This is a genomic window from Aquisalimonas sp. 2447 (assembly GCF_012044895.1).
Classification (GTDB): domain Bacteria; phylum Pseudomonadota; class Gammaproteobacteria; order Nitrococcales; family Aquisalimonadaceae; genus Aquisalimonas.
Window position 1 is genome coordinate 735062 of sequence record NZ_CP050695.1, and the last position, 10936, is coordinate 745997.

General features: G+C 67.3%; 13 protein-coding genes. 11 read left to right on the top strand and 2 right to left on the bottom strand.

What is annotated here, in order from left to right; translation table 11 throughout:
• Positions 1-62 precede the first annotated feature (62 nt).
• The 4 genes from KU884_RS03365 to KU884_RS03380 all read left to right on the top strand — a co-directional run bounded on the left by KU884_RS03365 (position 63) and on the right by KU884_RS03380 (position 2451).
• On the top strand, positions 63-746 hold the full coding sequence (locus tag KU884_RS03365; RefSeq protein ID WP_167781297.1) for a zinc metallopeptidase: 684 nt from the start codon (positions 63-65) through the stop codon (positions 744-746).
• Between the two features lie 90 nt (positions 747-836).
• On the top strand, positions 837-1361 hold the full coding sequence (locus KU884_RS03370; protein ID WP_167781298.1) for a macro domain-containing protein: 525 nt from the start codon (positions 837-839) through the stop codon (positions 1359-1361).
• A 19-nt stretch (positions 1362-1380) separates the two neighbouring features.
• Complete coding sequence (locus tag KU884_RS03375) at positions 1381-2022, top strand: PilZ domain-containing protein (RefSeq protein WP_167781299.1); 642 nt, start codon at positions 1381-1383, stop codon at positions 2020-2022.
• 78 nt (positions 2023-2100) lie between these two features.
• A complete protein-coding gene (locus KU884_RS03380) occupies positions 2101-2451 on the top strand; it encodes a hypothetical protein (protein WP_167781300.1) in 351 nt (116 codons plus the stop codon).
• A 5-nt stretch (positions 2452-2456) separates the two neighbouring features.
• Here the strand turns inward: KU884_RS03380 and KU884_RS03385 are convergent, their stop codons facing one another.
• Positions 2457-3764 carry a hypothetical protein gene (locus KU884_RS03385; protein WP_167781301.1) on the bottom strand — a complete coding sequence of 436 codons (1308 nt, stop codon included), beginning with the start codon at positions 3762-3764 and terminating at the stop codon, positions 2457-2459.
• Between the two features lie 199 nt (positions 3765-3963).
• Between KU884_RS03385 and mgtE the strand changes: the two genes are divergently transcribed.
• From mgtE to KU884_RS03420, 7 genes are all read left to right on the top strand, one after another.
• On the top strand, positions 3964-5334 hold the full coding sequence (gene mgtE, locus KU884_RS03390; RefSeq protein ID WP_167781302.1) for a magnesium transporter: 1371 nt from the start codon (positions 3964-3966) through the stop codon (positions 5332-5334).
• A 36-nt stretch (positions 5335-5370) separates the two neighbouring features.
• On the top strand, positions 5371-6402 hold the full coding sequence (locus KU884_RS03395) for a metal-dependent hydrolase (RefSeq protein WP_167781303.1): 1032 nt from the start codon (positions 5371-5373) through the stop codon (positions 6400-6402).
• A gap of 64 nt (positions 6403-6466) precedes the next feature.
• Positions 6467-7087, top strand: a complete 621-nt coding sequence (locus tag KU884_RS03400) for a TetR/AcrR family transcriptional regulator (RefSeq protein ID WP_167781304.1) — start codon at positions 6467-6469, stop codon at positions 7085-7087.
• Positions 7084-7848, top strand: coding sequence for an enoyl-CoA hydratase/isomerase family protein (locus KU884_RS03405; RefSeq protein ID WP_167781305.1), 765 nt, complete (start codon positions 7084-7086; stop codon positions 7846-7848). The genes KU884_RS03400 and KU884_RS03405 overlap by 4 nt, the downstream gene beginning before the upstream one ends.
• Before the next feature lie 41 nt (positions 7849-7889).
• Positions 7890-9407, top strand: a complete 1518-nt coding sequence (locus KU884_RS03410; protein WP_167781306.1) for an AMP-binding protein — start codon at positions 7890-7892, stop codon at positions 9405-9407.
• Positions 9391-9789, top strand: a complete 399-nt coding sequence (locus KU884_RS03415) for a MaoC/PaaZ C-terminal domain-containing protein (protein ID WP_167781307.1) — start codon at positions 9391-9393, stop codon at positions 9787-9789. The genes KU884_RS03410 and KU884_RS03415 overlap by 17 nt, the downstream gene beginning before the upstream one ends.
• Positions 9786-10169 (top strand): hypothetical protein, encoded by a 384-nt coding sequence (locus tag KU884_RS03420; RefSeq protein WP_217351405.1) that lies wholly within the window; start codon positions 9786-9788, stop codon positions 10167-10169. Before KU884_RS03415 ends, KU884_RS03420 begins: the two co-directional genes overlap by 4 nt.
• A 4-nt stretch (positions 10170-10173) precedes the next feature.
• Here KU884_RS03420 and KU884_RS03425 read toward each other — a convergent pair whose 3' ends face one another.
• Entirely contained in the window at positions 10174-10839 is a 666-nt protein-coding gene (locus KU884_RS03425) for an SDR family oxidoreductase (RefSeq protein WP_167781308.1), read from the bottom strand.
• Between the last annotated feature and the right edge of the window lie 97 nt (positions 10840-10936).

Genomic DNA, 10936 nt, shown 5'->3' on the forward strand with positions numbered 1-10936 from the left:
CCGAGAACCACGCCTCAATCGGTCCGGGTGGATGTCGGACTCGGGGAGAAACCTTCGTCATCATGATTGCACTGCTGATCCTTGCCCTGTTCGTTCTCATCGCCGCCGGTGTGCCGGGGCTGTGGGTGCGCTGGGTCATGCGCCGCTACCAGCAGCCCAAGGACCGCTACGGGCTTTCGGGTGCGGACGTGGCCAGGGATTTACTGCAGCGCCTGGAGTTGCCGCGGGTCGGCGTCGAGGTCACGGAGCAGGGGGATCACTATGATCCCGAGGCCAAGTGCGTGCGCCTGACATCCGACAACTACAACGGACGGTCGCTGACGGCGGTCACCGTCGCCGCCCATGAGGTTGGCCACGCAGTCCAGGACGCCATCGGTTACCGTCCCTTGCACTGGCGCGGGCAACTGGTGCGCTGGGCGTCGGCGGGGCAGCGCCTGGGCGTCGGGCTGCTGCTGGGGCTGCCCGTGCTGCTGGTGGTCACGCGCTCGCCGGCCCTGGTCCTTCCGGCAATGGCGCTGGGGCTTGCCGGGCTGGCCATGGGGGTGCTGGTGCATCTGCTGACCCTGCCCACCGAGTTCGATGCCAGTTTCCGACGGGCGATGCCGCTGTTGGAGGCGGGCTACCTCCGCGCCGAGGACCGCCCCCATGCCCGGCGTATCCTGCGTGCAGCGGCATTGACCTATGTGGCGGCGGCGGCCATGAGCCTCATGAATGTCTGGATGTGGTTGCGCATCCTGCGCCCCTGATCCGCAGTATTCCGATGGTGCGTCAGGGGCTGGTATGCTTGACCATAAGACGCGGATTTGTATCGGGCCAAGTACAGAGAGGGGCGCCTGATGACACGGCCAGAGATACGCCTGGAAGCGGTGACCGGCGACATCACGCGCCAGGCGGACCTGGGCGCAGTGGTGAACGCGGCCAATGCGCAGTTGATGCCCGGCGGCGGCGTGGCCGGCGCCATCCACCGTGCTGCCGGTCCCGAACTGGCCGAAGCCTGCCGGCCCATGGCACCCATCTCTCCCGGGCAGGCGGTGATCACTGAGGCCTTCGGGCTACCCAATCGCTGGATCATCCACTGCCTCGGGCCCCGCTACGGCATCGATGAACCGGCGGATACGCTGCTGGCGGACTGTTACCGCAATGCCCTGCGGCTGGCCGAGGAGCGGGGAATAGACAGTATCGCGTTCCCGGCGCTGTCCACCGGCGCGTTTGGCTACCCGTTCGAGGATGCGTCGCGGGTTGCACTGGACAGTGTCGATGAAGTCCTCGCGGAGCTACAGCAGCCGCCGGGGCTGGTGCGTTTCGTATTCTTCTCGGACAACGACCGGGAGCAGTTCGAGTCCGTACGTCAACGAGGGTGAGCCACCGGAGGGTGAGCTAATGGCCGGAGATGGTTTGTGGAACATGCTGACCGCCGAGGAGCGGCGTTTCCTGCGGGAACTGTTCCGGGAATCCGCGGCGCGGGAGGCTGATGCCGAACCGCGGCGACAGCTCGCCATTGAGGCGGACGACGGGCAGGATGAACTGGTGCGGCGGGTGCTCGAATCCGGCCGCGCGCGCCTGCTGCTGGATGGCGACGGCGAAGCAATGCAATACACCCTGAATGTGGATCCGGCCAGTCTCGGTGGCGAAACCGTTCGGCTTCGGGCGCGCTATCCGGTGCTCATTGATCGTCGTGGACGGGCGCGCAGCCTGCGGGTGCGCCCCAAGCAGGGTGAAGTGCGGATCCGCGATCATTCCGGGCGGCTGCGGCAGCCGGACGTGGTGGATATCTCCACCACCGGTGTGTATCTCAGCGATGCCACCGCGGGTGGTCTGTCCAGCGGCGTGCATTTCTCGGTTCTCGATCTGCGCCTGCCCAACCGGGAATCGGTTCGGGTGGGCGGCCGCGTGGTGCGAGTGGGGAGGGTCGGCGCCCAGGTGGGGCTGGCGGTGGAGTTCGATCGCAGTGATCTGGACGCGGAGAGTCGCTCCGCGCTGCGTCGTTACGTCTACGAACGGCACTCGTATCGCCCTTCCTGACGTCCGGGGCGGGCGCTGGCAAACCTCGTGCAAACATTAGTACACTCTCGCGCCATTCACCTGCGAGGGTCAGCGATCATGAGTGTTGTCCGGGAACTGGTGCAGGTCGTCGGTGGTTTTCTCAGGAAACTGGGTCCCCTGCGAGTGGCACTGGTGGGCGGGGCGGTGATCGTCATGTTCTTCGCGCCCCCCGCTGATACCCGCACCGTGTACGAGGGCATGGGATTCGTGCGCACGGTGGTCATGCCCACCCTGGCCCCGCTCTTCCTCACCGGGCTGCTCCTTGATGCCCTGATGTGCCGGGTGCTCATGAACGACCCGGACGGTGCCGGTGCCGCGAGACTGCGGCCCTCCATGTGGACGGAGTTGCTGGTCGCTCTGGCGCTGGCCCTGGCCTATGCACCCTTCTTCGCCGGTCTGGCGGTCTGACCCCATCAGGACGTCAGCCAGGTATCCAGTCCGGCCAGGGCGATTCCGCAAAGCACCAGCATCCACAGGGTATACCCCGCATTCCAGCGGGCGATGCGCAGGCCGTCCACACCGTAGCGGCCCTGGAAGCTCAGGGTCAGGCCGGATAGCGGACTGACACAGACCCCCAGTGCCCAGGCCGCCAGGAACGTGGCGGCCAGCAGGCTGTGGTCGGGATTCAGCGGTTCCAGCAGGGCGCCGAAGGCGGCGATACCGATGACAGGATGGACCCCCGCCACCGCGAGCAGGATCATCGCCACCAGAGTCAGCCACGCTTCCAGGGCGCCGAAGGCCTGAAATGGCACCCAGCCGTCGACGACGGTAAGTACGCTGCCCAGCCCTGCGGCGAGCACGCCCGCGCCCAGGAACAGCGCCAGCTCGTTAACCATGCGCGGCAGGTTGAAGTGCACTTGCTGGGTGACTGCCCGGCGCCCCGAGCGCCCGCGCGGTACCAGCAGCATCAGGGTCAGGAGTGGTGCCAGCAGCGTCACCAGCGCGATCACCGATACCGCCGGCACCAGGAGGTGGATCACCAGCACCGCGCCGGCGAGCACCCCCGGCAGCACCAGGCTGTCGTAGCGCACCGGATAACCGGGCAGGGTGTCGGTGACGTGCCGGCCGATGGTCCAGTAGGTACTCGCCAGGGCGGCAAGCGCCAGCGGAACCCCGGTTGCCAGCAGGTGGGCCAGCTTGGCCTCCGGCGCGAACACCAGGGCCGCCGCCATGGCGGCGAAAAAGGGTGACCAGAACGCGGCGGCGGAGAACGAGCGGGTCAGCAGGATGGTGAGTTCCCGCGGCATGCCGGCCTGACGGGCCAGACGGTCGCCGACGATGAACACCGTCGACAGATTGATCACCGCGCCGAACAGATGGACGCCCACCTGGGTGTTGCGGAAGGCGCCGGGGCCGCCGGGCAGGGCGCGGTCGGCATTGCCCCGGGGCAATGCCACCAGTTGCAGGAAACCGACTCCGATGAGTAGCGCAATGAGGCCGCTGTTGCCGGCCACTGCCCGCTCCCAAAGGACGTCGGCACCCTGTGCCAGGCCCCAGACGATCCCCCCGCCGCCGGCCAGCACCAGCAGCCCGCTCTGCCACCGGGAACGCCCGCCCAGGTCCGGCAGCAGCAGCAGGCAGGCAAGCCATGCCGACACGCCCGCCGCCATGCGGCCCTCCACCAGCGCAAAGGCGGTGAGCACGGACAGAGCGGCGGTCAATACCAGCAGCCAGCCGGCAACGCGGCGGCGTAATGGCGGGAGAGGCGGCGGTACGGACATGTTCGCGGATGCTACACCGCGGGGGGCGTCAAGCGCCATCACCGGCGCGGCGTTAGCGGCTGGTACCGCACGGACATGTTCGCGGATGCTACACCGCGGGGGGCGTCAAGCGCCATCACCGGCGCGGCGTTAGCGGCTGGTACCGCAGTCGCCGCTCGTGGACAATGACCGCTTTGCCGTTGCCGGAGACCCGACGCCAATGCTGCTGGATACAGCAACCCTTGACCGCTATGCCGACGAATTCGGCGCGCACCTGAAGGAAGAGCGCCTCACTGACGCGTTACGCGCGGCGCACCGGGTGTCCCCTTGGCGGGCGGCCAGCGTGCTCATGGAGATCTCCCAGGAGACCGTGCTGCGGTTCCTGGACGGCATCGGCAGTGATCGCGCCGGGGCCATCTGCAGTCACATGCCGCTGGAGTTCACGGTCCGGCTGCTGCGCGAAATGGAGCCGGAGCGTGCCGTCGGGCTGCTGGACGAGATGCCGCCTCATGTGGTCGTGGACCTGCTGGCGGAATTCCCGGACGAGCAGCGTGCGGAGTTCAGGCGGCGGATCGACCCGGCACTGATGGAGACCGTCGATGCCCTGAGCGGCTACGGCGAGGACAGTGTCGGCGCCATCATGAGCCCCTATTACCTGGCCATTCCCCGGACTGCCAGTGCCCATGAGGCGGTGGAGGCGGTGCGGGATGCGCCGGCGGACGTGGAGCGAGGCGCCTATGTCTACGTGGTTGATGCCGAGCGGCGGCCGGTGGGCGTGATCTCCCTGCGGGATCTGACCCTGGCGCGCGCCCGGGACGAGGTTACCGACCTCATGAGCCGGGATGTGATGGTGGCCCGGGCCTCGGATGATGCCGTGGACGCCGCGCGGCGTGTGCGCAGCCGGCGTCTGAAGCTGCTGCCCGTGGTGGATAACGACAACCGCCTGGTGGGCGTGATCACCATCGGTCAGGCCATGGACATACTCGCCCATGAGGCGGCGGACGAAGTCGCCCAGGTGCATGCCGTGTCCGTGGACGAGAGCTTCTTTACGCCGCCGGCGGAAGCGGTGCGGCGGCGTCTGCCGTGGATGGCCGCGAACATCTTCCTCAACCTCGGCGCCGTGGTGGTGATCAGCTCCTTCGAGGACACCCTGGTGCAGGTGGCAATCCTGGCGGCCTTCCTGCCCATGATCACCGACATGGGCGGCAACGTTGGCATCCAGGCGCTGTCGGTGTCCATCCGCAGCATGGCCCTGGGCGAGGTGCGCGTGCGGGACTTCTGGCTCGCGGTGCGCAAGGAGTTGTTCATCGGTGTGTGCAACGGCATCGCGCTGGGGGCGTTGTTCACCGCGGTTGCCTGGTTCATGCAGGGCAGCATGGTGCTGGGTCTGGTGGCCGGCACGGCGCTGGCGGTGAACGTACTGGTGGCCGGCGTGGTGGGCGGCACGCTGCCCTTCCTGATCAAGCGTCTGGGCCGGGATCCGGCGATGATGACCGGGCCGGTGCTCACCACCATTACCGACATCACCGGGGTGACCATCTATCTCGGTCTGTGCACGCTGTTCCTGGCGAGCCTGCTGGCCGGCGGTTGATGGCGGCAAAGTGACTCGGAGGAAGGGTAAGTAGCAATGGATACCGTCTCGCACCTGCTGCTCGGTGGCGCCATCGGCCAGCTCACACTGGGCCGGCGGGCTGGCAATGCGGCGGTGGGCTGGGGGGCGGCCATCGCCCTGATCCCGGACATCGACGTGCCCATTGGCGCCATGCTGGGTGACGCCGCTGCACTCACGTTCCACCGCGGTATCACCCATTCGCTTCTGTTCGTGACCCTGCTGGCGCCGTTGCTGGGCATGCTATTGGCGCGACTGCACCGGTCACGCGATGTGAGCTGGCAGCGTTGGGCGTGGATGAGCTGGCTGGTGCTGCTGAGTCACCTGGTCATCGACCTGTTCACTACCTACGGCATCCAGTTGCTGTTGCCGTTCTCCGATCACGCCTTTGCCCTGGCGAGTATTTCCGTGATCGATCCGTTGTATGCGCTGCCGTTGCTGCTGACCGTGCCCGTGCTGCTGTTCCTGCATCGTGCCCGTGGGGCGCGCCAGACCCTGGCCTGGATCGGCGTCGCCGTCTCCAGTGTCTATCTGGCCGGTACCTATGTGCACAAGCTTCAGGTAACCCAGGAGTTCCAGCGTGGTCTGGATCGGGCCGGCATCGAGGCAGAGCGCCTGTTCGTCAAGCCGACGGTGTTCAACAACATCCTCTGGCGCGGTATCGCGGAGGACGGTGACGGTTACTACGTTGGCTTCCACTCTCGCCTGGATGACCACCCGCCGGAGGATTTTGTCCACTTCCCACGCCGCGGCGACAAACTGGATCCGTATCGCGACGCGCCGGTGGTAAGGGATCTGCTGCAGGTCGCCGACGGCTACTACCAGGTGGCAGAGGTGGACGGCCAGCTGCACTTCCGCGATCTGCGCTACGGCCAGGCCTTTGAGTGGCTGGAGGACGACCGTCCCCATGTATTCACTTACCGCATTGTTGCCCCGGACGGTCCTGATGGTCCCGTGGATATCGAAACGCTGAGTCTGCGGGTGGACCAGGACCGTGACATGGCCACCCTGCGCGCGCTCCGGGAGCGCATGCTGGGGCGCACCGAGTAACACTTGACCTTCACGCCCTGTCGGCATACCTTTTATGACAATCGAGTCATGTTTCAGGTGCTGCATGCCCGCAGGCGATGGCCCTTCCTCACTGACACCGCGTACCCGACGGGGAGCGCAGACCCGTGGCCGCCTGTTGCAGGCCGCCGAGGAGGCGTTCGGTTCCCGGGGCTATCATCGCGCCGGCATCAGCGACATAACCCGGGCCGCCGGCGTTGCCCAGGGCACCTTTTACTCCTACTTCCGCAACAAGGAGGACGTGCTCCGGGAACTGGTGCGGAACATGAGTCGTGATGTCCGCGCCCACCTGGCCACGGAGGTCGTGGGGGCGGACAGCCGGCTGGAGGCTGAGGCTCGCGGCCTGCGCGCCTTCCTCGCCTATGTGGCGGGGCATCCGTGGATGTACCGGGTGTTGCAGGAAGCGCAGTTCGTCGACGAGGGCATCTACCGCGACTACTACGAGGCCTTCGGCGAGAGCTATCTGCGTCTGCTGGTTTCCGCCCAGGAGGCGGGCGAGATCCGGCCGGGCGATAATGCGGTGCGCGTCTGGGCACTCATGGGCATGGCGCATTTTCTTGGTCTGCGCTACGGGCTCTGGCAGCGGGATGTCCCCCTGGACCGGGTGGTGGACACCGTCCGGGACCTCCTGCAGCACGGCTTGATGGATGGAGAAACGAGCGAATGAACGAGTCCCTGGTGGAGTTCTCGCTGCACGATGGCGTGGCCGAGGTCACCCTCAACCGCCCGCAACGCCACAACGCCCTGGTTCCGGCGTTGCTGCAGGCGCTCTCGGAGGTGATGATCCGGGTGGAGCAGCGGGCGCCCCGGGCCATGGTGCTGTCCGCGCGGGGCCCGTCGTTTTCCACCGGGGGAGATGTCGCCGCGTTTCACGACACGCCCAGAGATCAACGGGCCGCTTACGCCGAGGAGGTCGTTGGCGGGCTCAATGGCGTCATCCTGCAGTTGCTGCGGCTGCCGGTGCCCACGGTTGCCGCGGTGCACGGCATGGTGACGGGGGGCTCGCTCGGCCTGGTGCTGGCATGCGACCTGGTGGTGGCTGACCCGCGGGCGGCGTTCACGCCCTGGTACACCGTGGTGGGATTCAGCCCGGATGGGGGCTGGACGGCGCTGCTGCCCGAGCGCATCGGTCGTGGGCGCGCCCTGGATCTCCAATTGCGCAATGCCAGCCTGGAAGCAGGGGAGGCCCACGCCAGCGGGCTGGTGCAGTGCCTGGCAGAGGAAGGGCAGACACGGGAGCGGGCACTGGCCCTGGCCGCAGAGATGCACACGCGCTGGTCGGGCAGCGTGCGTGGCACCCTGGCGTTGACGCGTCCGGATTCCGAGACGGTGGCGGCGGGTCTGGAGGCTGAGAAGAGGGCGTTCGTCGCACAGATCGTCAGCGACGAAGCCGAGGCCGGCATGGCAGCGTTTCTGTCACGGGCCTGACCATACTTGGCGATACCGAGAAGAAAGAGAGGGAAGCACCCATGGAGATGTTCGACCTGACCGCGCATCGGGCCCGGGTGACCCCGGACCACCTGGCGCTGGAGGACCTTGCCGACGGTACCCGCTATACCTATGCCGCCCTGGACGAGCGGGCTGCCCGCATCGCCGCAGCCATCAGGCAGCACTGGGGGCTCGAGCCCGGTGACCGGCTCGCCTACCTGGGGCATAACCGGGCGGAGTTCTTCGCTTTGCTGTTTGCCTGTGCCAAGGCGGACGTGATTCTGGTGCCACTGAACTGGCGGCTTGCGGTGCCGGAACTGGAAGGGCTCATGGATGATGCCACGCCGACGGCACTGGTATCCGGCGCGGAGCTCGCCGATGCCGCCGCGGCCCTGGCGGCCAGCCGTGAGGGGCTGGTCAACATCGCGCTGGACCACCACCAGGGACGCGAGTACGAGGCCGACCTGGCGGCGGTGACGCCGGATCGCGTCCCCCATCCGCCGCGGTCCCCCGACCGCCCCTGGTATCTGCTCTACACCTCCGGGACCACCGGACGGCCCAAGGGTGTCATCCAGACCTTCCGCATGATGATGGCCAACTACTGGAACATCGCCATTCCGGTGGAGCTGCGCCAGAGCGACGTGTTGCTGAACGTGCTGCCCATGTTCCACACCGCCGGTATCAACCTGTACTCCAGTGCCATGTTCCTGGTGGGCGGGACAGTGCTGGTGCAGCGCAACTTCGAGCCCGAGCAGGCGCTGCAGGTACTGGCGGACCGGGCCACGGTGTTCTTCGGTGTCCCTGCCGTCTACCAGATGCTGGCAGATCAGCCCGCTCTCGACGGCGAACGCCTCACCGGTGTGCGCTCCTGGGGCTGTGGCGGGGCACCGCTGTCGCTCAAGGTGGCACAGTACTTCGCCGACCACGGGATTCGCGTGCGCACCGGTTTCGGCATGACCGAGACCGGTCCGACTGTGTTCCTGCTGGACGAGGCCAGTGTGCTGGACAAGAGCGGCTCCGTGGGCCGGCCGCAGTTGCTGGCGGAGGTACGCATCGCTGGTCGTGATGGCCGGGATGTGGCCCACGGCGAGGCGGGCGAGCTGCTGGTCCGCGGACCGGGCGTGACCCCGGGCTACTGGCAGCGCCCGGACGCCACCGCCGAGACCCTGGAGCCCGACGGCTGGCTGCATAGCGGCGATGTTGCCCGCTGCGACGACGATGGCTACTACTTCATCGTCGATCGCTGGAAGGACATGTTCATCTCCGGGGGCGAGAACGTCTACCCCGCGGAGGTGGAACAGGTGCTGTTGCAGCATCCCGGCGTTGCCGATGTGGCGGTGGTGGGCATGCCCGACGAGCGCTGGGGCGAGGTGGGCTGTGCCTATGTCTGCCCGGCGGAACCCAGTCAGGCGCCGCAGGAGGAGACCCTGCAGACCTGGTGCCGGGAACGCCTGGCCGGCTACAAGGTGCCGAAGCGCTTCGTTCTCCGGGACGCGCTGCCGCGTAACGCCCTGGGCAAAGTGCAGAAGCAGGAGCTCCGTGATGACGCGCGCCGCTGAGCTTCCGCCGGTGGCCGAGCAGCGCATGTTCACCCAGGCCGAGTTCGACCGCTTCGGCACGCTCTCCGGCGACCGCAACCCGATCCATGTGGACCCGGCGTTCGCCGCCAATACGCCCTTCGGCGCCACGGTGGCCCACGGCATGCTGTTGTTCAGCGCTCTGCGGGCGCTGGCGGCACGCACCTGGCCGGGGGTTGCCCTGCGGCAGCAGGACCTGATGTTTCCGGCACCCACCTATGCCGATGAGCCGGTGGTGCTGCGCCTGGATCCCGTGGCAGCCGAGGACGGGCGAAGCTGGCGCGTCACTACCCGGGTGGTGAAGCCGGATGGCCGCCTGGGAGTCGAGGGTGAGTGCGTGCTGGTGTTCCCGGAGGAGCGATGATGAACACGCCCATACCACGGTTCCAGCGTCTCTCCCTGGGCGACAGTGCTGCGCTGGAGCGCCGTTTCTCCGCCGCGGATGTGCGCGCCTGGATGGATCTCGCCGGCGGCCCCGCACCGGGTTACGCGATTCCGGAGCCGCTGATCGCCGGCCTGTTCTCCTGCCTGCTGGGGGAGCAGTTGCCGGGGCACGGCACCAATTACCTCAAGCAGCACCTGGAGGTCCACGCCGCGGCACAGGTGGACGAGCCCCTGACAGCCCGGGTCACCATCACCCGGCTGCGCCCGGACAAGGCTCTGGTGAACCTGGACACCGAATGTCGCGGGGAGGCCGATCGGTTGATCTGCAGCGGCGAGGCCCTGGTGCTGTTCCGGCGCTGACTGCCTACCAGGGCAGTACCGTGCCGTCGGAGTGCCAGAAGGTGCCGGTGTTCTCCAGGCCGAGCTCGTCCATGCGCTGAATCAGCCGCTCTGCGGCTTCCGCCGGCGTGATCTGGCCCCGGTGTCCGGTCATCTCCGTGCGCACGTAGCCGGGATGCAGGATGGCCACGGCAATGCCGAGGGGCTGCAGGTCGAGAGCCAGGGACTTGCCGGCGGCATTCAGTGCCGCCTTGCTCATGCGGTAGCCGTAGCGCCCGCCGGAGTCGTTGTCGGCAATGGAGCCCATGCGCGAGGTCATCAGGCCGACGCGTCCGCCCTCCGCCATACGGTCCAGCAGTGCGGTCGTCACCCGCAGGGGCCCCAGGGTGTTGATCTCGAACTGCTCCCGGATCTGGTCGTAGTCCATGGCGTCCAGGTGTTCGTCCCGGAGGATGCCCGCATTGTTGTAGAGGACGTCTACGCGGGTGCCGTCAAGTTCCTTGCGCAGGCGCCGGAGACTGGCGTCATCGCTGACGTCGATGCCGTCGATGATGCGGACGCCCAAGGCCCGTAACTCCTCGGACGGACAGCGACAGACAGCGATCACCGTCTCGCCGCGGGTCTGCCACTGACGGGCGAGTTCAAGGCCTATGCCGCGGTTGGCGCCGGTGAGAACGATGGTGCTGGCCATGGATGACTCCTGTATCGATGATCCGCAGAGACGTTCTGATGCATATTGCTGACCCCGATGAGCATTGGGCCATCACCCCGGATGTTCAAGGTGAGAC